This window comes from cyanobacterium endosymbiont of Epithemia clementina EcSB, assembly GCF_029919255.1.
Classification (GTDB): Bacteria; Cyanobacteriota; Cyanobacteriia; order Cyanobacteriales; family Microcystaceae; genus Rippkaea.
In genome coordinates this window covers 38,354-59,894 of record NZ_CP123991.1, presented here as the reverse complement: position 1 = coordinate 59,894, position 21,541 = coordinate 38,354, and the positions used below count along the sequence as shown (strand labels likewise).

Annotated in this window: 15 protein-coding genes, 1 tRNA gene and 1 pseudogene; 10 read left to right on the top strand and 7 right to left on the bottom strand. The window is 29.6% G+C overall.

The window, feature by feature from the left end:
- Positions 1–1,371: 1,371 nt before the first annotated feature.
- Positions 1,372–2,223 carry an S-formylglutathione hydrolase gene (fghA, locus tag P3F56_RS00190; protein ID WP_281152769.1) on the bottom strand — a complete coding sequence of 284 codons (852 nt, stop codon included), beginning with the start codon at positions 2,221–2,223 and terminating at the stop codon, positions 1,372–1,374.
- 1,393 nt (positions 2,224–3,616) lie between these two features.
- Here fghA and P3F56_RS00185 point away from each other — a divergent pair.
- The 4 genes from P3F56_RS00185 to P3F56_RS00165 all read left to right on the top strand — a co-directional run bounded on the left by P3F56_RS00185 (position 3,617) and on the right by P3F56_RS00165 (position 9,291).
- Positions 3,617–4,480: a tetratricopeptide repeat protein gene (locus tag P3F56_RS00185; protein ID WP_281152768.1), complete on the top strand. Its 864-nt coding sequence runs from the start codon at positions 3,617–3,619 to the stop codon at positions 4,478–4,480.
- Positions 4,481–5,837: 1,357 nt separating this feature from the next.
- Positions 5,838–7,079 (top strand): nickel pincer cofactor biosynthesis protein LarC, encoded by a 1,242-nt coding sequence (larC, locus tag P3F56_RS00175; RefSeq protein WP_281152767.1) that lies wholly within the window; start codon positions 5,838–5,840, stop codon positions 7,077–7,079.
- A gap of 92 nt (positions 7,080–7,171) precedes the next feature.
- On the top strand, positions 7,172–8,089 hold the full coding sequence (locus P3F56_RS00170) for a lysylphosphatidylglycerol synthase transmembrane domain-containing protein (protein ID WP_342637154.1): 918 nt from the start codon (positions 7,172–7,174) through the stop codon (positions 8,087–8,089).
- Between the two features lie 491 nt (positions 8,090–8,580).
- Positions 8,581–9,291 (top strand): lysophospholipid acyltransferase family protein, encoded by a 711-nt coding sequence (locus P3F56_RS00165; RefSeq protein WP_281152766.1) that lies wholly within the window; start codon positions 8,581–8,583, stop codon positions 9,289–9,291.
- A 1,746-nt stretch (positions 9,292–11,037) separates the two neighbouring features.
- Here P3F56_RS00165 and P3F56_RS00160 read toward each other — a convergent pair.
- Positions 11,038–11,409, bottom strand: coding sequence for a YkgJ family cysteine cluster protein (locus tag P3F56_RS00160; protein ID WP_281152765.1), 372 nt, complete (start codon positions 11,407–11,409; stop codon positions 11,038–11,040).
- A 155-nt stretch (positions 11,410–11,564) separates the two neighbouring features.
- On the opposite strand from P3F56_RS00160, the gene psb30 reads away from it, so the two are divergent.
- Positions 11,565–11,684: a photosystem II reaction center protein Ycf12/Psb30 gene (gene psb30, locus P3F56_RS00155; protein WP_281152764.1), complete on the top strand. Its 120-nt coding sequence runs from the start codon at positions 11,565–11,567 to the stop codon at positions 11,682–11,684.
- Between the two features lie 625 nt (positions 11,685–12,309).
- Here psb30 and P3F56_RS00150 read toward each other — a convergent pair.
- Positions 12,310–12,513 (bottom strand): hypothetical protein, encoded by a 204-nt coding sequence (locus P3F56_RS00150; RefSeq protein ID WP_281152763.1) that lies wholly within the window; start codon positions 12,511–12,513, stop codon positions 12,310–12,312.
- A 219-nt stretch (positions 12,514–12,732) separates the two neighbouring features.
- On the bottom strand, positions 12,733–12,873 hold the full coding sequence (locus P3F56_RS00145) for a DUF2256 domain-containing protein (protein WP_281152762.1): 141 nt from the start codon (positions 12,871–12,873) through the stop codon (positions 12,733–12,735).
- A gap of 2,308 nt (positions 12,874–15,181) precedes the next feature.
- On the opposite strand from P3F56_RS00145, the gene P3F56_RS00140 reads away from it, so the two are divergent.
- The 5 genes and pseudogenes from P3F56_RS00140 to P3F56_RS00120 all read left to right on the top strand — a co-directional run.
- Positions 15,182–15,379, top strand: a complete 198-nt coding sequence (locus P3F56_RS00140) for a hypothetical protein (protein WP_281152761.1) — start codon at positions 15,182–15,184, stop codon at positions 15,377–15,379.
- Between the two features lie 34 nt (positions 15,380–15,413).
- On the top strand, positions 15,414–16,196 hold the full coding sequence (locus P3F56_RS00135; RefSeq protein ID WP_281152760.1) for a cobalt-precorrin-6A reductase: 783 nt from the start codon (positions 15,414–15,416) through the stop codon (positions 16,194–16,196).
- 843 nt (positions 16,197–17,039) lie between these two features.
- Entirely contained in the window at positions 17,040–17,165 is a 126-nt protein-coding gene (locus tag P3F56_RS00130) for a hypothetical protein (RefSeq protein ID WP_281152759.1), read from the top strand.
- Between the two features lie 1,379 nt (positions 17,166–18,544).
- Positions 18,545–18,631: transfer RNA gene (locus P3F56_RS00125), tRNA-Ser, on the top strand.
- Between the two features lie 146 nt (positions 18,632–18,777).
- Positions 18,778–18,912 (top strand): annotated as a pseudogene (locus P3F56_RS00120) (DUF29 family protein); the annotation flags it as partial.
- 285 nt (positions 18,913–19,197) lie between these two features.
- On the opposite strand, the gene P3F56_RS00115 reads toward P3F56_RS00120, so the two are convergent.
- The 3 genes from P3F56_RS00115 to P3F56_RS00105 all read right to left on the bottom strand — a co-directional run bounded on the left by P3F56_RS00115 (position 19,198) and on the right by P3F56_RS00105 (position 21,495).
- Positions 19,198–19,437 carry a 2Fe-2S iron-sulfur cluster-binding protein gene (locus tag P3F56_RS00115; RefSeq protein WP_281152758.1) on the bottom strand — a complete coding sequence of 80 codons (240 nt, stop codon included), beginning with the start codon at positions 19,435–19,437 and terminating at the stop codon, positions 19,198–19,200.
- 35 nt (positions 19,438–19,472) lie between these two features.
- Positions 19,473–20,957 carry a cobyric acid synthase CobQ gene (gene cobQ, locus P3F56_RS00110; RefSeq protein ID WP_281152757.1) on the bottom strand — a complete coding sequence of 495 codons (1,485 nt, stop codon included), beginning with the start codon at positions 20,955–20,957 and terminating at the stop codon, positions 19,473–19,475.
- A gap of 67 nt (positions 20,958–21,024) precedes the next feature.
- Entirely contained in the window at positions 21,025–21,495 is a 471-nt protein-coding gene (locus tag P3F56_RS00105; protein WP_405054757.1) for an Npun_F0494 family protein, read from the bottom strand.
- Positions 21,496–21,541: the final 46 nt, after the last annotated feature.

Below are 21,541 nucleotides of genomic sequence, written 5' to 3'. Positions count from 1 at the left end.
GTGTAAATTAGACTTATTCTATTCTAACTTTTTTAGCTTTGTAGTCAAGCTTTCAATGCGCTTTTATTGCTGCGATATTAAATATATTAAAATATAGAAAATTTTATCTTACAGATCGATGTTTATCACTCGTTTATAGATGGTAACTTCCTGCGCAAAAACTAAATTAGAACTTTTTATTTATTAGATAAAATTTAATATTTGAGATGTAAATATTAAATTTTATTGTGTAAGCTTTATCTGCACGAAGCACGAAGTATTTTTTAAGATTTTTTAGACTTGATTTGATAAATTAGTAGCTAATAATTTCCAAGACTCTTATTGTGACTGCATTCTGTAACTCTAAAAATTAGAATCTTATAGAGATTGCAGTTCTAAAATATCTCAAAGTAAAACTTTTAGCTATTGTTTACTATAGTTTTGATACAGTTAGTTAAGAAGAATTTTTTAAGATAACATTTTTTTATATAGACTACTCACTGTTTAGCAGAGCCTAAAGTAGCGCTTTATTTTTGAGAAGTTACGTCATTTTTATGAATTAGTTTAATATCGCTTAACTTGATCGTTAGTACTAGATAAAAACTAAGCTAATTGAGAAGTTTAAAGATATTTTCGCCACAAAGATTTTATATATATCCTAGAAAGGATCAGATGGAATATTTTTAGACTGTTGAAATAGATTACCGAATCATTGTACACAAAATATTAATCTAGAAAAATAATAAAAAAATTTAACTGTTCTCTATAAAACATCTACAAGTAAAAAAAAATCTCGAATCAAAAAAATCATAAAATTCAAAATTCTATAAAAAAATAACTTATATTGCGTGATTATAACAACACGATTATTGTTTGATATGTAATCGTAGCAAACACAATATTTGTCATAACTTAAATAAAGAAGAAAAGTCTATGTTTTGATGTAGAGAGTGCTCTAATATAAAATTATATTTTAATTTTTAATTAAAATATAATTTTATTCTCTTTTAGTTGCTCTTATATAGTAATAATTTATGACTAATTTAATTTAGTTATGTCAATAAGAACTAAGTCTAATAGATGTAGTTAACTATATATAGATAATTTCTATCTATATAAACTTTTAAGATATAGAGTTTTTTAAAAGTTAATTTTTTAGTTCAAGCAACCCATAGTAGGGGTATTAACCGTAACACCTATTTTTTGTATAAGCAAGTATTTGATTCTTATGTAAGAAAACTATTATTTCTTTTTCTATTCAATAAGTTTTAATAAAACTCACGTTTATAAAAAGTCTTTAGGGGAAAATCTTTAAAATCTTAAATTAAACCTCGAATAGTTTATTTTTTTCTGTAAACTACAGCAAAAGTTATTCTTTCTACTTAAGTCAGATTAACTATTTAAATACATAGCATGATAGCTGATGTGATCTTCAATAAAACTAGAAATCATAAAATAACTGTGATCATATTCTTTTTGATATCTCAAAATTAAAGATTGTCCCGCATATTCACAAGCTTCTTTAAATTTTTCTGGTAATAACTGCTTCTGACGATAAAAAGGATCAGCTAAGCCCTGATCAATTAAAAGTGGATATTGAAGCTGAGTTTGTTTTACTAATTCACTTGCATCATATTGATACCAATTACTTTTATCATTTCCCAAATAAGCTGTAAATGCTTTTTCTCCCCAAGAACAATGAATTGGTGATGTAATAGGAGCAAAAGCAGAAACTGAGGTATATTGTTGAGGATTCCTTAATGCACAAACTAACGCCCCATGACCTCCCATGGAATGGCCAAAAATACTAGTTTTATCACCATTTACGTTAAAATTATTTTGTATTAGGCTATGCAACTCTTTTACAACATAACTATACATTTGATAATGGCTTTTCCATGGTTCGATGATAGCATCGACATAAAACCCTGCCCCACTTCCTAAATCCCAAGTTTTATCTTCTTCTGCGATTTTTGTATCACGAGGACTAGTGTCAGGAACAACTAGCATAATACCGTATTTAGCAGCAAACTGGTGTGCTCCAGCTTTTACGATAAAATTTTCCTCTGTACAGGTTAATCCTGATAAATAATATAAAACTGGAATAGGCTCTATTTTTGCTTTAGGAGGCAAATAAACCGCGAAATTCATCTGATGATTACAACATTGAGACTGATGACTATAATAAGCAACAGTTCCGCCAAAACATTGATATTTTGATTTTAGGGTAAGACTATGACGCATAGTAAAACTGTCCTAGATAAAAACATAATTAAGTATAAAAAATGGAAATATTATTCTATCTTTGTCCAAGCTGTAAAAGACTATAACTTTGTTAATTATACAAGTAATACTAATAACAACCAAAACTATTTTAATTAGACTAAATTTATAGTACTAAATTTACTGGTAAAGTATTAACTGTAAAAAACACTATAATTAAACATTGACACAATTTATCAATCTATAAATTATTTTTTTAGTCAACTTAAATTTATTGTTAATATCTTTGATTTTTTTATATTTATGCAATAAGTAAATTAAGTTTTTAAAGATAACAAGCTGAGTTTAATACTTATGCTATTTAGTCTTTTATCTTAGCAAGATATTATCAGTAAGTAGCATTACATATAATGTATTATTTTTTTAGATCTTGTATGTTAAAGATAACACACATTTTTTTATTTAGAATTAAAAAGATATTTGGCTATAAGTTAGTATTTTATTGGTCTGAACTTATAATTTAATATTTTTTTTGATTATTCAATTAAGTATTCTTCTTTTTCAAAAGAAACTATATATATTTTACTATTCTTCCAGATATTATTGATTTTAATCATGATCGTTTTATTAAATATCAACCGTTGCGATATTTATTTTTTTTGTATTATCAATCTTTGATTATTTAATAAAATTACTTTTAGTAATTGTTTACTTATTGTATTTTTTAGTCACACTATTAATCTCACTATTTTTAATTTTTTCAAGAAAAATTATTCTATTTTATCAGAAGATATTCTTTTATTTTTGGGGTAGACTAACTCTTCTACTAATTTGTTATCGGCATCTATATACATCTAATTTTATAACCATCTTTTCTGAGGTAAACAACTTTTTTAATTAATGTACTTTTTATAGTAAATTTCAATTTAAATTAATTTAACTGGTAGTTAAATCACAATAATTAATAAGTTGCTATTAGGTATGCTTTTTATAAATTGAAAGAGTTTAATTTTATTTAAAAAATAATAATTGGCAATAGTTTTATTTATATAAATATAAATTTTATTCATACAACTTAGCTTTTGATAAAAAAATATAAATTAAATAAAAGTATTGATTATACTATCCTCTGATTTATACATAAAACCTTGTTAGAATATTTATGTATAAAAGTCATAGCTGTTGATAAGTCTATCATTAACACTAAAACTTTATTCTTATAGTTTTATTTTTGGTACAACAGATTTGCTAGAATCAATACTTTTTTAGTTTTTTAAATTTAAATTAACTCTGTCTCAACACAACTTACAGTCTCCAAATTTGCCAACACTATCGTCCAAGCAAATTGGAACGAGACAGACTACAATAATTGGGATGACCGACTAGCTATTCTGAAGGACTTTAATAAAATACCGTGCCTAAACGTAACTGGTTGCTTTCCCTATTTGCTTTGACAGGTTTTTGGACTTTGATGACCCCCGTGATGGGACAGGCCCTTCTGCCCTACACTCCCAAACTAAACTTAGAACAATTGGAACAAAGGGGTTTAGAATTAGCCGAGGATGCGGTACAGTTAGTTCGCTTTCAACAATACGAGTTAGCCCTGTCAAGGGCTAAACTGGCCACTCAACTTGCCCCAACTCAATATCAACCTTGGTTTATTTTAGGAACTTTATATCTTCAAAAAGAAGAAGTAGATCAAGCGATTGAAGTATTACAAAAAGCATTATCCATAGCTCCAGAAGAAGCAGGAATTAAATTTACCTTAGGAAATGCCTATTTTCGACAAGGAAAGTATAAAACGGCGGCAAGGGAATTGGAACAAGGACTTGTCCTTAAACCAGATGTCCCCGCAGCTTTGTTTGATTTAGGTAATTCCTATCTAAAATTAAGAAAAACGACAGACGCAATTATTGTTTATAAAAAGGCAATTGCCCAAGAGAAAGATTTTTGGCCTGCGGTTAATAATATTGGTTTGATTAAGTACGAGCAAGGAGACACCAAGAGCGCGATCGAAGAGTGGCGCGCAGCATTAACAATTGATTCCGAACAAGCAGAACCCAAGTTAGCTTTAGCTATAGCCTTATATTCCCAAGGAAAAACAGAGGAAGGACTTAAGTTAGGGGAAGCTGCCTTAAAATTGGACAGTCGCTATGGCGAATTACAATTTCTAGAAGATAATCTCTGGGGGACTAAATTATTAAAAGATGCTGAAGTATTTTTAGCTGCTCCTAGGATTAGAGCCCTCTTAAAAGGTCTTGAAAAAACACCTTCATAGTTTACCTCAGTGGATAGACATAAATCAATTAACTAAAGATTTCTAAATCTTTTAAGAGAACCACTGTTTGATCTTTTTTGACAGTATTGGTTGTCCAGCTCAGTTAATTTTTAGCCGATCTCAATATCGAGATCATTCCAAAAAATAGTTTTCTCATACTGTGGGACAGAATAATCCGTCGCTTTATTAAATAAACTCTGCCTTATCTGATAGAACAATAAATCCATGGGCAAATTCCTCAGTAAAAAAACATATGTTTTTTACTGAGGAATTTGCCTACCCATTATCCAAAAGTAGGAGAATTTTTACGTATATCACGGGTAACATCTAACATTTCTTCTACAACATTTCGTACTAATTTTACTTGAGGTTGTTGAATTTAACAGTAAAAACTTCGCAGAATCTTTTTAAGGGACTTTGAATAATTTTTTAAAACAAAATTGAGCTTAATTTTAGTTGATTAAAAAATTTTTTTATAATTAAAATTTCCATAGAAAGAATATCAACTTTTAACTAAAATACGAGGTTCAATAACCATAACTTTAGAAATTATTATAGTAATAATTTTTATATTTGAGATATACTTAAGTTAATAATAGGTAATTGAGTAATCTAGTTAAATTATTACAGTAACTCTATTCTGCAACTTATCCCAATTTAATTTTTGTAAGACAACTATAGGATTATCAGAAGTCATCTCTCAAATAGTAGATACTTCAAATCTAAATTGAAATCTATTTTCAATAATTAAATTAACTTGATTATCTAGATATCAAAAAAATTCGCTTTTTTAAATTTAATGATAAAAAATTTTTTTCTTATTGAGAAGATTTACATAATAAAATACAATATCTAAAATTTCTAAAATTATTTAATAAATACTACTGGCAGGAACTTAGATTTCTATGTCTTTTTATTTGGAACTCACCACCAATTTAGAGACTAGTTTTATTCTTAGCAGAAAAAAAGTATAAGTACCAGGAATAATCCGCTTCATCATCAGATAAGCTTTGTTAAAGATACAAGCATAACCAGTAATCTTATACAAAGAATAACAGAGACAGGTCAAGCATTTATAATTAAATGATTGTCTTAATTGCTTAACCAGCTGTGCAGCTGATTTTGATTGAGATCACAACCAATAGCATAAACTGTATCGGTAAGGATATAACATAATTACCCCTTGTTTCAGCTTTTTTACAATTATTTCAATAATATGAGATTTGCGATTATTTTAGAATGGAGATTCTATACTTTAGCCATGTTAAACATCAAAGATAAAATCTTATTTTAAGTATTAAAATGAACTCAAGATAATGATGTTGTTTTAGTAAACAATAGAAAATCTATAAAAGTAATGAAAAAAATAGGGTATTTAGATTGTTCAACAGGAATCGCTGGGGATATGTGTCTGGGAGCATTAGTTGACAGTGGTGTTCCTTTAAAATATCTAATAGAAAAACTCCAAAAATTAGGTATTAAAGTAGAATATCGTTTGTGGAAAGAACAGGTCTATCGTCAAGGACAATTAGCTACTAAGGTTCATGTTGACTTGTTGAAAGATAATCAGTCAACTGAGCATCATCATAGCCACAATTATAGTGTGCGTCATCTACCTGAAATTGAATTAATGATTAAACAAGCTAATTTATCCTCCCAGGCAACTCAATGGAGTCTGGAAATATTCCGTCAATTAGCTATAGCAGAAGGAGCTGTACACGGAGTAACACCAGAAAAAGTACACTTTCATGAGGTAGGAGCTACCGACGCCATTGTAGACATTGTAGGAACTTGTTTAGGATTGGATTGGTTGGGGATAGAAGCCTTATATTGTTCACCTATGCCGACAGGTGGAGGAATAGTTTGGACAGCTCACGGATGTTTGCCAGTTCCTGTTCCAGCAGTAATTAAGTTATGGGAATTTCGTCAAGTTCCTATCTATAGCAATGATATTAATAGAGAATTAGTAACACCGACAGGGGCAGCTATTGCGGCAACTTTAGTAAAAAAATTTGGATTTTTTCCTCCAATGAAATTGCAAAAAGTTGGCTTAGGAGCAGGTTCGCAGGAATTAGTTATTCCCAATATTTTAAAGTTATGGATTGGAGAATCTCTTAGCGGAGATACTATTACCAGCTCAGATAATAGATCAGAAAAAATTGCTGTGTTAGAAACTCAGATTGATGATCTTAACCCCCAGATAATTAGCTACCTTTTCGAAAAGTTATTTTTAGTGGGAGCTGTGGATGTATTTACACAAGCTATTGGCATGAAAAAGTCTCGCCCAGGAATTTTATTAACCGTAATTTGTCCCCTGGATAAAATGGTAGATTGTGAGAAAATTATCTTTCAGGAAACAACTACATTGGGAATACGTTCTCTCATTCAAGATCGCTCTATATTAAACCGAGAAATCCAGGAAATACATACAGATTATGGTATGGTAAGAGTTAAAATTGCTAGTCAAGAAATTAATGGACAGAAAACTATCATTAATGTTCAACCAGAATATGAAGACTGCGCAGTGTTAGCTAGAAAAATTGACCAACCATTAAGAACTGTTCAACAGATGGTTTTGAATATTTGGCATAAAAAATAGAGAAAATACAGAAAATGTAAATAACTTATTTTAAGTTTTTCTTTTATTTTTACTCAAATATTTTTTAAAGGACATTTAAAGAAAACTGCTATATGAAAATAACTGTTGCTTTTCTTAAAAAATACTTAAAATGGTTTATTTTTGGAATGTCCCTATTGTTCATAGTAAATACTTTTCAAAATAATTGGAGTACTATCATAAAAATAACTCTTAATAAGAAAAGTTTTTATCTATTAACTTTAGCATTTTTAGTTACTTTTTTCTCTCATATTTGGTCTGCATTAGTTTGGGTTAAACTCCTACAAATGCTAAAGCACCCAATAAAAAAAACATGGGGACTAAAAGTTTATCTAACTACCAATATTTCTAAATATATACCCGGAAATATAGGACATTTTTATGGACGTATTTTAGCTATTTCTCAACAAGGAATCTCCTTAAAAATTGCTAGTTTTAGCGTTTTATTAGAACCTTTATTTATGGCTAATTCAGCTTTGATAATTACTTTATTAAGTCATCTTATTAGAACTGATAAAACCACTTATAATTTTTGGCTATTTATTATAAATATATTAACTATGTTAATTGGATTATTAGCAATTCATCCTTTTTTTGTAAATAAAATACTTTTTTATCTCAAAGGAATTAAGCAAGAAAATGTTCAGAAAAATATTTATTTAGAACAATATCCTAAGACAATTTTATTAGGAGAAATGGTATTTATTTTGCTGAGAGGACTAGGGTTTATCTTGACTTGGATGGCATTTATTCCAATATCAACTTTTCAATTTTTTTTATTATTAAATGCTTTTAGTTTTGCCTGGTTATTAGGATTAGTAATTCCTGGCGCGCCTAGTGGAATAGGGGTATTTGAAGCCACAATTATTATTTTACTAAAAACAGAAAACTTTCCCATTCAAATAGTTTTTAGTACCATTACTATCTTTCGATTAATTAGTATCTTAGCAGAAGTTACAGGGGCAGGATTAGGACTATTAACAAAAGAATAACTCAATAAAGCACTTATGTAAGTTTTCAATAGGCGTATTTGATAAAAATCTTTTATCAAAATTAATTATTGATATTTAAATCATATTATTAAAAACACTAAAAAGTGACTTCTAGCTTAGATAGAATAGAAATATATTTAACGTGTAGTTTTTTAAAAGTCTAAAAAAAAGTTATATTATCAATGTAATTGAAATAAATTTCACTGTTACTCCATATTTATAGCACTGTAATTACTAGAATCTTGCGAAGACAAAATTTAACTTTTTTTTCAAACTATGTCTTCGTAGAAGTCGCGATGCTCGATTATTCGTTTTTGTCGTCAATCTTCAAGGATTACTGATTGTATAGGTTTTGCCTGAATGACACTCGGCTAACTGTCCTCTACTTTTGAGACATTAATTTACAAGACAGATTAAAGTAAAGCTGAAACTAACTCTAGTTATAGAAAATCATTTTTTAAAATTTTTTCAATTGTATTTTGCCTAATTTTATGAATTCATCCACTTTACCTAGTAACTTTACTGAATCGTCTATTAATCCCTGGTTAGTTAAGTTGGTATACCATCTAGGGTGTTGGTTAGTATTGCCTTCATTTTTTGGTCGAATTATAATTACTGGACAGGAAAATATTCCAATAACTGGGCCGACAATTATTGCGCCAACCCATCGTTCTCGATGGGATGCTTTGATTATCCCTAAAGCTGTAGGAAGACTTGTTAGTAGCCGAGACGTACGGTTTATGGTAACATCAACTGAAATGAAGGGAATTCAAGGCTGTCTAATTCACCATTTAGGAGGTTTTCCTATTGATGTTAAACGTCCAGGATTAAGCAGTTTAGAACATAGTGTTGCGCTCCTAAAAGCAGGAGAAATGTTAGTTATTTTCCCAGAAGGAGGGATTTTTCGGGATAATAAAGTTCATCCTCTTAAGCGAGGAGTCGCCCGTATTGCCCTAGAAGTGGAATCCGAAAAACCAGGCTCTCAAATTAAAATTCTTCCCGTTGGGATTCGATATATTCAACCTTATCCCAGTTGGGGAACCGATGTAACAGTGACTATTGGAAAACCTATAGAAGTAGCTAAATATAATTCAAAAAGAATGAAAAGTAGTTCCGAAAAGCTAACTAATGATTTAGAAGCAATTCTCAGGGAATTATATCAAAAACAAGATCCTTCAAAATCAGTGGCAATTGCCTCCTAAATTATTACTATTTTTTCCGCAAAAAGATGCGAACACTCGACACAATGATGTCAGTACTTAGTAAAAGTAAATAGCACTATAACGACAATTAGTAACATCGCCATTTGATTATTTAACCAATGTTTAATAGTTATTAAACTTTTTTTAGAAAGTCTTAAAATTAAGTTTTTAAAACTATATAGCTTTATATAGTTGAATACAAATGATGCACGCAAATGAATCTTTCTCCTAGTTTTTCGAATACATTTCTGAAATTAAAGCTATAAATACAACAATTTTGGCTACAGTATTTAATATATTTTTTACGTGCCTGGAAGTCACGTTCGTGAGCATTAACTAAAACTCGGTTTATTATTTCTTAGTTATAATTTTAATTTACATCAACTTTATTGGACAAAGTAGATACTTCAATCTCACATATTGATGGTACAAAAAAATTAATTAAGCATGGGTTACCTCTATTTTTTTAAAAAAATCTAAACAAGTTTTTAAGAAGTTGTAAGTTAAAATTGCAAATTTGAGAAATATAAGTCTATTTTAGGAGAGAGTAAAATTCAACATATATAAACAAATAAGCGAAGTATATTTTAATACTTATTAAACTAGTTTATATTTAAAATTTGTATACTTATTAAGTTTTTACTGATATAAAAATTACAGACTACAACTATTTACTTCAACATTAACTACTGCTAGATAAATACCGTTTACTACTAAAATAGTAACTTGCCAATAAACTCCAATCTAAAATTAATTTGGAAAATATTTATTCTCAATAACTAACTTACATAATCTATTTATTTCAATGTATTTCTCTAGCTTAATACTTATTAAAACTATTTAAAAAGAAAGATATAAGAGTAGTTACTGCTAATTAACCAGTGACTATATCATATGATATCTCGTAGATTAGAAATAGTTTTCTAGCCCAATCATATAGAAAAAATGCAATTCTTAAAATAGTAATAGTTTGTATTTATTGATTTTAAGAAAGACTTATTTTTTAAAATATTGCGTAAATTCCTTGATGTTATCCATATAAATACGACAATAGCCAATATTTTAAAACTTGTTCAGTAAGATTAAAGTTACTATAATCCAAGTAATAACGTCTAAAAATATCGTGAGAATTAATGTTGAAGTTTAACTCCAAAAACTACATTAGTAGACCTAAAACTCTATCTTAACGAAATAGCTATCAGTTAACTTTTAACATAAATCTCTGCTAAAAATACTATCAATGACACTTAACCCAAATAATTGCGAATCTATTATGATTAATAAGTTTGATGTTCAACTAGTTTTTTATTGATAAATAAAGCTGCAATTGTAAGTAAAAGGAAACCTGCAACTAAATCTAAAGTTTCAGAGTATAAATGACAAGATAATAAACACCAAATTAATACCTCAAGTAAAGTAGTATTAATTACCTTAATTAGTACTACTTATAAAAAAAGGAAATTGATATTTTGAACTAATTAATAACGTTGCTAATTTTGTTCTGTAACCAATTTGCGCAAAAATATTGATACAAAAGTGGAACTACAAACAGGCTGGAAATACCATTTTTATCTAACTATTAAGTTTAATTTACTCCTTGTTTAATCATTCACTAGAAAATAAAACAGCTAAATTAGCATTGGTTTCGGTAGATTTTGCAGTTGTGGGATTTAAGTTAATTTTGGACTTATCTCTCCCTTAGAGATCAAAAATCTGTCCCGAAGAGAACATCCCAAAGTTACCGATTTATTCACTTCTCGTTTTCCTATCTACTACTACTTCTTGTTTATAATGCTCCATTTCGAGGCTATTTTCTCCGTAAACTCCTGCGATTTGTTGCTGACAACATTCGATGGCAAAGTCATTAAACTCTGTTCTCTCAATCTTATACATTTTCTCAAATGTATGAGGTGTTACCCGACAAAAATCGGGACGTTTTTGATAAATACGACATTTACGGGTGTCATGATCAAAGTTGATACACCACCTCCCCTTTCCTACTAAACTAAAATAATGGGTTATTTCGTCTAAGGTCAAATAATCTTCTAAGTTCGGGTAATCTACTGGATCAAGATTGCAACAAGCTCCACATTCTGTTACACATTGCCAAGTCGCCATAATTTAAAGAACCTTATCCTGAGTTTGTAATAAAATTTTATGGATTTTTGTATTATGACTTAAAAAAACTGAAATATTGTCAGACGTTATTGACTATGTTTTTTTGCTCTTTACCCTTCACACTCAACTTATGACAGAAACGTTAAGAAGAAAAAATGGAATTATTAACAGCCTTAAATCTAGATTCTATTTTTCAATTAACTTTTGTCGGCTTAATTACAATCTCAGGTCCTATGGTTATCCGTTTGCTGACGTTTTGTGGTGGTGGTTTCTAGAAATTAACAAATAGTAAATAGTTGATAGCTAGTTGTTCCTATCGTCTATGACCTACTCTTTGTTTTCTGTAGTCTCCTAGTTACAATAACCCATAAATCCTGTCAGGTTTCATTCCAGAGTTATTTTATGGAAAAACTATCTTGATAGGTGGGGAGGATGATTTTGCAGATTTTAATCCAAGTAATAAGCCAACTTTGATTCAAGAACTGTTGCGGCTAATTTCCTTTGGTTAGTTTTGGATTTTTACATAGCATCAGACAGGTTCATTCTAGCACTTACCTGAATTTTCATTCAGGTAAGTGCTAGACATTGCTATTGACGATATTTTTCCCACTCCCGTACAACCTAATCACTGTGGGAGTCAGCATAAGCATAGTTCGTAGTCAGTCATCACTGAGTCACTCATCAGCTCTAATCTTTAAAATTAACCCCTATAGAGGTTCCCGCAGTAATGTTCCCTTAGCTATTCAGGATAACCCCACCAATGGCTCCGCCCCGTTTCTGAAGACGGTTGAGCAGTTAATTCCCATGTATTACTTTAAAAGTTGTTTTTTTACTTTTTGAGCTATTCGAAAATACGAAATTCTGTAAAAATATTATAAATAAAAATTTTGAGTTTTTCGGCTAATTTAGCTGAATTGAGAGCAAAAATAATTCAAGCACTTTGTCTTTAAAGAAGATAGCTAATTCAATGGAAATTTCAACGTGATAAACCTTGATTGCGCCACTTATTTTTTGTTTAATTCCATTTATTAATGAAGCACTTATGCAAACTGGTCCATTGGATTGTAAAATTGAATCTAGTTTCAGCATTAAAACGGGGTTCATTTTCAAGGTATTGACAACCCAAGACTACATTACCTGTTGTACATAACTTACTTAATTGTTGAGTAGTTGATAGATTTCACTAACAATATTATGGATGGATTAATAGATACTTTCTAAACTCCCTATACTTGTAAGTAAACTTGGACTGTCCTGAATACTCAATTTAGTTTGAACTGTAGTCATAAATTAAGTTAAAAATTTAAATAATTATTTGAACTTTTAACCATGCCGACGACAGCGTTCGGAGCAATACTTTACATCATCCCAACACTTAGCCCACTTTTTTCGCCAGACAAAAGAAAATCCACAAACTGGACAAGTTTTCTTAGGTAAATTTGATTTTAAACGTTGACGTGCCATAAATTAAATTACTGAATTTACCACTTATTATAGATACTTTTTAAGTTAAGTGATTAACTATTCTTGATTAGAAATTATTAATTACTGATTATCATTCTTCTAGGACTTATTCTTAACCATAATTTTAATTAAACGATTTTTGTGGATAGTATAGAAACTACCCTGTTTAACTAACAAAAGCTCTTTTAGTTAGGTATTAGATTTTATTTTAATTATTTATTTTAAGCCCATAAATACTAGTGATTTAACTGATAAATGATCTTGTTATCTTAGGATAATTGCCAATTATTTTAAGTGCATGAATAAAGTATTAAGCATTAATTTTTAAAAATTAATCAAAGTTAACTCCAGATTTTTTTTAGAATAAGAAGATCAAAATTTATTTTGTAAAAATATTTTTGTTTCCTTTATTTTACTGAGAAATCATGCTGTTATTAGAGTAGTATTTAATGCTAAAATAGCAAATAAAAGCTTACGGATCTATGGCTGAATTAGCTATTTATTCTTAAATTAATTTAGAATTTATTTAATAGAAATTATATAATAGAATTATTTAAGTTTTTTCTAAACTTAATAATCAGACTTTAATACAACTTAAGCTACAGTTAAGACTACTTTTAAAAACCTAGCGATAAATAGAAAATGTTGTTGGCAATAAACAAAATTTAATCAAGAAAGTATTTTCTATAGCAAGTACATTTTTATTTCTTAGCTAGAGTAATTATTGCTTAAAAAATTAAGTAGTAGTTTATCAAACCTATACTATAAAAACAATTGTTCTATAAAAAGTTAGTTTTAAAATAGAAATATTAGAATCAGAACTTAATTTTTTAAAAAAATATTAACTTAAACTTTACTTTAAAAATTAAATAATGTAGTCTTACTCCAAGATGCATTTACCAGTTTTTATGAAGCAGGCTTAGTGATAAATGCTTTTGATTTATAAACGACTTTAAAACTACTAAATAAGAGATTTTTTATTTAAATAAACTAGTTATTTTATATATTTTTTAAGTCAGGTTTAGTTTGGAATAAAATATTGTTTTAGTTTACTAAAATAAATTAGTATCTATTAGAGGTGGTAAAAAATATTTACCTTGAATTTCCAAAACAATAGCAGTAAGTTCTTGAAAGAATGGTGATTACTTTTACTTTCATATTTACAGGTATTGTAAGATGGCTAGAAGTTGTGGACATAAAAAATAACAGTATGACTACTCTGAAGTAATTTATTAAAGTAGTTAAGAAAGATCTTTTTTTGTGAAATCAGAAGACAGATCTTATTATTTGAGTAGCAGGTTATTTCTATCGTTCTCAAATTAAACAGTTTTTAGCATAGTTACCTCAACATTCAATGTAAAAGTTGTTGACTAATTTTTAATTATTTTATAAATGAGTAATTCATTTATAAAAAATTTTGTTATTGTTTAATCAATTTTTAAAAAAAATAAAGAATTGCTTTAATTATTAAAATTAGAAAAATATTTAAGTTATAGTTAGCTTAATTAAAATTTTGTAATCTATCTAAAACTATCAATTATTTTTAGAACACATTAGAAATATTAAATTAAATAAATTGTAAATACTCAGCAAAAAAATAATTGTTTATAATATGATTACTAATTTAATCGAAGAAGATAATTTATCTTTCGTAATCAATGGTTATATAGGAACAGGTAAAAAATATAAAGAATAAATATGATTAATTGATCTACGTCTAATCAAAATAGTTGGTAGATTAAAATAATTAAATAATTAAAAAAAATTGATGTAAAAAATCTATATAATAGATAGTAGCTAATTTTTATTAAATAGTCTAAATGATACTTAAATATAAATTTAAAACCAAACTGAAGTACTACTATTTTATGAAGTTTTAAATATTAATTAATAATATAAAAAATGTTTTTTTATTCTAAATGATCTTTTTACAAAGCATAAATAAGGCATATTTAAATTATGGATATTAACATAATAATCAGAAATTAAGAGATAAAAAATAAATTTTACAGTGAGTGAGAGAAGATGTTTAAATTTTTAAAAAAATAATGAGTAATTTACTTCAAGTTAAAATTATTATCTGATAACATGGATTATACTGGTAGGTTAACTTATCTTGAAATACAAGAGAGTTCAATTGATAATTTATTCGGTTAGTCATATAGATCATTGTTCAGATAAACAGGAGATGCCTTATACAAAGTTGATTAGAGTTAAAAAATGTTGTTGCGTAGCTCAATTTGTTGACAGTTAAGATAGAATTGTAAAGAGATGTATCCTTAACTAACTTCTTGAAAAGAAAATAAAAATGGTTAAATTAATCCTGTTTACTATATTAGTTGTTTATTTAGCTGGTATCTGGAAATTTATCAAAGGCTATAGCCACACTAACTTTAGTCGTCAATTACCTAACAAGTTAATTTTAAGTCTATTATGGCCAGTTTTAATTTTTTTTGACACTTCCTATCGTCATAATTTTCAAAAAGCTTTAAAAGGACGAGAATAAGCATTATTAGTTATTAATTATGTAATCATTTACTGTGAAAAAAATTTGGTTAATTGGAGGAACAAGAGATAGTGTCACAATTGCTGAATCTATTGTTTCAGAACGACTCACTTGTCTCGTTACTGTAACTACAGAAAATGCTAAAACTCTCTATCCTATAAGCTCCTATTTAACTATCAAAATAGGTACTTTAAATCCAGGCCAGATTCGACTCTTATGTCAACAAGAAAAGATTATCGCTATTGTGGATGCTTCTCATCCTTATGCGGTGCAAATTTCTCGGCAGGTAATCACTGTTTCCAAAGAAAATTGCATACCTTATCTTCGCTATGAACGGGTATCCCTTCCTCCTTCTCCTGAAATCATTACTCTCGATAATTTTGATACTTTGATTAAAGGTAATTATCTTCAAGGAGAAAGAACTTTATTAACTATTGGCTATAAAGCATTACCCTTATTTAAAGTTTGGCAAGGTCGTGCTGTTTTATTTGCTCGTGTTCTTCCTAAAATAGAATCATTAGAAGTGGCTATAAAAGCCGGTTTTAGCAATGATCACCTAATTGCCCTACGGCCTCCTATTAGTGCAGAATTAGAACAAGCATTATGGCAGCAATGGAATATTTCTTTAGTCGTTACTAAAGCATCCGGAAGACAGGGAGGAGAGTTAATAAAAAGGTTAGTAGCAACTGAATTAGGAGTAAAAATAATTATTATTAAACGACCTTTAGTTAGCTATCCTCAACAAACAGATAAGTTATCAGATATAATTAGGTTTTGTCGTCAATATTTTTATATTTTAGGCATGAGTAAAATATAAAATTAGCTATTATCAATAGTATTTATAAATATAAAAATAATTACCAGTATATATACTACTACTATTCTCTACTAATTTTTTTAATACATATACTTAATACAGAAATCTATTAAATGCTAAATATTGATACAGAAGCAATAAAGATATCGATTGAATATAAATAATAAATTATTCTAGTCTAAGTTACTTTTTATGATTTGCCTAAGAGCACAGAAGTTTTTTAAAAATTGATTAACATTTTTTCAGTAAAAATTAGATTTATTCAATCTCAAATTTATTCTGACTTAAGACTAAAAAACTTAAAAGAAATATAAAAAGATGTTGAGTAGAAAAAAAAAGTTAAGACAAATCGTTAAAATAAAAGTACAATATATTAGATATAGTAAACAAAGTAATTACAGTTTTTTAGGGTTTAAGAGACAACATGCTTGTAATAACTTCATATCTTATTTTTTTTAAAAAAAATGAAGCCGCAGTATAAACTCTAACTTTTCTTACGAGGAGTAACCTTAATTAGTTTAACAAAAACCCTATACGTAATTAGCTTACTAATCTACTCTGGTAGTGGAGTTGCACACCTCATTAACTAAAGAAATTAACAACTTAAAACGTATGGAAGAAAAGGATGCCACGGTGGTTATTCTGCACTCTTTTTTGAAGAAAAATCACACAAACAACACCTAAAATTTTATCATTATTTTACTCACAGTACAGAAAGCTTTTTGTAAGCATTAACCTACTTCCCTGAACTAGAAATTTTTTATGCAGGTTCCCAAGAATATCTAAATCATATTTGTCAAGCGAAAGAAATGGTAAAGATTACTAATCATTACTATTCTTAATATGTCTACCCTCGGTGATTGCTTAAATCATGCTAAACAAATTCAACAGACGGAGGCTGATGTCCAAGAATTCAATATATATTACGTTTCCACCTATCTAGATATTGTAGGGGGAGAGGTAAAATAGAACTACCTCGACATTCTGCTAAATCTGAAAGCAGAAATCAACATCTTTGTAACTATCAAAATTGGTCTTCATTTCAACAAAATGGCTAATATAGCTAAATGACCAACTCAAGCAGGAGCTGACTGACTGGTACTATTTAATCTATCCTATCAACAAAATATTAATCTAAAAAACCTAAAAGTGTATATTGATGTGTTGTTGAATACCCTTCAATCCGTGCGTCTGCCCATACGTTAGACTTCTATTCTCTATCATAACATTGATACAAACTTAACAGCGACTAGTGGTATTCACAACACGATAGATGTTGTGAAAAAGGATGGCTGAAGCTAAAATTACTCAGGTTGCTAGTGCTTTGCTCCGTCATGATCTTGAATATATCAGTATCCTAGAAGAAAAAATATATGATTTGAATGAACTCAGTATAATGAAAGCACTACAAAACTATGCTCTTGTTTGGCGGACGTATTTATAGTTAACTCCAATACTTTGGAAATAAAACTGGTCGGACTTCTCTCCAGTAGGAGGGACTATTCCGAGTTAAATGCAGTCATTCAAGTAGTTTTTAATACATCTCAACTCAGACAGAAAACTAAGCCGCGATTCTCAAAAAATATAAAATATTGGGCTTAATCGTAGATGGTAATTATCGATACCATCTACGATTAAGCCCAATAGGGAAACTAGAATGTTATTGCCATTTCTAATACCATTGATAATAATATTCCTTTCACCGAATTACCTGTTAAATTTGCAACTACTGTCGAGATTGTTACCTGAGGATTATACAACTCAATCTTTACTGCTACCAGTTATAAATGAGTAATGTTAGTACAAGGGATAAGATGTTGGACATTTAGCCATTCATGAAGAAATTGGAGGAGTGCTGATATGATTTTTGAATCAATCTCCCATTTAATTTTGGACATCATTAATGGTTATTGTTATCAATTAGCCTATATTTCAATCTTTTCGTTGTCAATTTGTCTTGGTCTTCATTGCTGAAGAGGTGAAAAACTAACAAAAATAGAAAAAAAGTATATTGGAGATTATTTAGCTAAATACATTATGAAAAAAATAAACTTCTTGTGTTAAAAACAAGAAATGATGTTCTGCGAGCCTATCTATGCTTATCTGCAAGTGAGGATGTTAGAATATTTTCTATTTATCATGTTGACTCCTAGATATTTATGGTGAAAATAACGGAATTACTGGGTATTTGCCGTGATGAATGGCAAGCGCTAAAGTCTCAATGATATTCCTCTTAATAATAAAAGACAATAAAACATTCCCCTTACTTTGTCCTTTGCCCAAATTTTTTGTAAAAAACTTGATCTAATAGAACATTTTGGTCTATAATTATTGATTGTGACCCACCTGGAGAGGTGGCCGAGTGGTTGAAGGCGCAGCACTGGAAATGCTGTTTAAGGGTAACTTTAACGAGGGTTCGAATCCCTCCCTCTCCGTAGATACAGTTAGAAATTAAAAGTTAACCGTGATTATTATCTGAGTTGCAATTGTGTTGCACGGACAATGCTTGACCTCAGTCGTTTTCTGGACTTCAACTGCGTTCAGATTGAGTTAGAATAAAAGTCTGGATATTTATGACTTTATAGCTAAAACCCCTCTACGATACGATTGGGATTTTATCCTTTGGTTTATAAAAACGATTAAGCAATTGAAGTCTGGCAATTTATCCCAAGTTGGTCCAGAAAATTTAATTGAAGATGTCGGATCTTTAGAAAAAATCGATGTATAGTAGCAAGAAGTTATTTACTAAATAAATTAGCTTATAAAAGTGACTATAGAAGAAAAACAGCTAGATATCAATTTAGCTTGTAAATTCTGTTAATGGAAAAATTATGCAATGGTCTTAGAAAATGTTATAGATAGCTATCTTGACACTTTTTTCTGATGTCTGTCATTTTTATAAAAACATCAATAAGTTATTAAATAGTAAATTTTTGAAACCTTTAAAAATTTACTATTTAATAACAGAGATTCTATTTCTTTATCTATTATCTTCTGATAATTACCAAATAGGGTCGGAATAGATATAAATATTTAAAGAATCACTTCCAGCAGGAATTACACTGATACAAGAACAGACAGGATTACCCTGTCCTAATTCCACTTCACAAGCATGACAAGAACCCATTAAACATCCTGTGGGGATAAACACTCCTGCTCTTTTTGCTACATCTAATATAAGTTCACCAGGTTGAGCTTCAATCGTGATTTTATCAGGGATAAATTGTACTTTAACTGTCATAGTTTTTTAAAACTTAAAGATTAACAATTTGTTAACTAATTTAATACTGGTTTTAGATCAACAAATTCCTCCACTAAATCAGCTAATATATCAAGATTGGTGTCCCGTTGTTCGCAGTAATTACTAATCGCTGTAGGTAAAATAGATAAACCCCTACGTTGACACAGAAAATTTAACCAAGTCCGTCGCCAGACTCCATTATTAAATAGTTCATGTAGATAACACCCCCAAACAGAATAAGTATTGTTAACAACCCCTAAACTAGAATCATCAAATAAAGAATACAAAGTGATAGCTTTTTCTATGTTTGAGGACTTAATCAAACAAGTAATTCCTTGGTGAATTTCATACCCTGTTACGATTAAATTAGATTCTGGATAATTAGATATTACTTGTCGTTGACGGCAAATCTTTTTAGGGGTAATAACTGTTTTCATTGGAAGTAAATTTAGTCCTAAAGAGTAATCCTGATTGCCCTCTAATTGCCCAGGATCAAATATCTGTTTTCCTAACATTTGAAACCCGCCGCAAATCCCAAAAACAATACCTCCCGACTTTATATAATCTTGTATTTTTTTTGCCATTCCACTTTTATGAAGTTCAATCAAATCAGCGATAGTAGTTTTGGAGCCTGGAATAATTACTGCGTCAGGATAGTCTAAAGAATCTTGTAGATTAAGATATTTTAAATTAACTGTTGGTTCTGCATCTAAAGGATCAAAATCTGTAAAATTTGCAATGTGAGGTAAGCGAAGAACATTAATGGTTAACTCTCCTTTTGTATTAGATGATTGCCGATCTAATAAATTTAAAGAATCTTCCGAAGGAAATACAACATCACGCCAGGGAATAACTCCCAAGACAGGAATTCCAGTGTAATTTTCTAACCAATCAATACCTGAATCCAATAACGATCGCTGTCCCCGAAACTTATTGATAATAATACCCTTAATTAATGCCCTTTCTTCAGATTCAAGAAGTTGTAAGGTTCCCACCACATGAGCAAATGCTCCTCCGCGATCAATATCTACTACCAAAATGGTCGCTGCATTTAAATAGCGGGCGACTCGCATATTTGTTAAATCCCGGTGTTTTAGATTTATTTCAGCAGGACTTCCGGCACCTTCACAGACGATCATGTCATACCTTGTTTTTAGATGCTCAAGACATGATGTAATAGCATTCCATCCTTTATCAAAATACTTTTCGTAATATTCGGCCGCATGGGTTGTTCCTATCATTTTTCCCTTCATAATGACTTGGGAAACCATATTTCCTTGTGGTTTCAGTAAAATGGGATTCATTTCGACCGTAGGGGATATTTTAGCTGCCCACGCCTGTACTGCCTGGGCGTGCCCGATTTCCCCACCATCATGAGTAATATAGGCATTCAATGCCATATTTTGCCCTTTAAATGGGGTAACATTCCATCCTTGACGAACTAAAATTCGACAAATAGCTGCAGTGAGAAAAGATTTTCCGGCGTGGGACGTTGTTCCTACCACCATGATAGAGTTCATAAATCAGTTGAACCTATATTAAGGACACAAGACTTGTGCTCAGCTGCGCTGATGACTTTTCGAATTTTCAAAATAAGAGAAGTTGAAACCAACGGGTTAAGTTATTTACGATACTATCCCACCATGAAGGTTGAGACAATTGTCTTCCTTGGCTTTCCCACGTAGCGATAACTTTTCGTCCTAAGGGGGTTAAACGAAAACTATCGGTGATTCCTTGTCCATCAACTTCCCGTCGTAGAATACCCACAGTAATTAACCACATTAAGTCTCTTTCGGTTTTTTGTTCTGAAAGAAATTTTTGAGTATATCTTTCTTTAACACCGGCAGATCGAGCAATTTTAGATAGAGGAACACTATTCGTCCTCATTGCAACAAATAAAGATAACTTAAACGAAGTGCAACATAAAGCACGTTCAGCCCGTTTTATGGTCTTGCTAGAATAGTTGAGGTCTGAGGGATTCGAGAGTTGAGTTGAAGAAGCAGCCATGAAGATTTTTTTGGGGAAAAGTCCAACATCTTTATTATTAAAGGTGTTCAAGAAACATGTAAAACTTTATGATCGAAACTAACAAACTTTTAATCTA

Coding starts and splice junctions, on each gene's coding strand:
- fghA (WP_281152769.1), bottom strand. CDS start 2,223: ATGCGTCATAGTCTTACCCTAAAATCAAAATATCAATGTTTTGGCGGA.
- larC (WP_281152767.1), top strand. CDS start 5,838: ATGAAAAAAATAGGGTATTTAGATTGTTCAACAGGAATCGCTGGGGAT.
- P3F56_RS00170 (WP_342637154.1), top strand. CDS start 7,172: ATGAAAATAACTGTTGCTTTTCTTAAAAAATACTTAAAATGGTTTATT.
- P3F56_RS00165 (WP_281152766.1), top strand. CDS start 8,581: ATGAATTCATCCACTTTACCTAGTAACTTTACTGAATCGTCTATTAAT.
- P3F56_RS00160 (WP_281152765.1), bottom strand. CDS start 11,409: ATGGCGACTTGGCAATGTGTAACAGAATGTGGAGCTTGTTGCAATCTT.
- psb30 (WP_281152764.1), top strand. CDS start 11,565: ATGGAATTATTAACAGCCTTAAATCTAGATTCTATTTTTCAATTAACT.
- P3F56_RS00150 (WP_281152763.1), bottom strand. CDS start 12,513: ATGAACCCCGTTTTAATGCTGAAACTAGATTCAATTTTACAATCCAAT.
- P3F56_RS00145 (WP_281152762.1), bottom strand. CDS start 12,873: ATGGCACGTCAACGTTTAAAATCAAATTTACCTAAGAAAACTTGTCCA.
- P3F56_RS00140 (WP_281152761.1), top strand. CDS start 15,182: ATGGTTAAATTAATCCTGTTTACTATATTAGTTGTTTATTTAGCTGGT.
- P3F56_RS00130 (WP_281152759.1), top strand. CDS start 17,040: ATGTCTACCCTCGGTGATTGCTTAAATCATGCTAAACAAATTCAACAG.
- P3F56_RS00115 (WP_281152758.1), bottom strand. CDS start 19,437: ATGACAGTTAAAGTACAATTTATCCCTGATAAAATCACGATTGAAGCT.
- cobQ (WP_281152757.1), bottom strand. CDS start 20,957: ATGAACTCTATCATGGTGGTAGGAACAACGTCCCACGCCGGAAAATCT.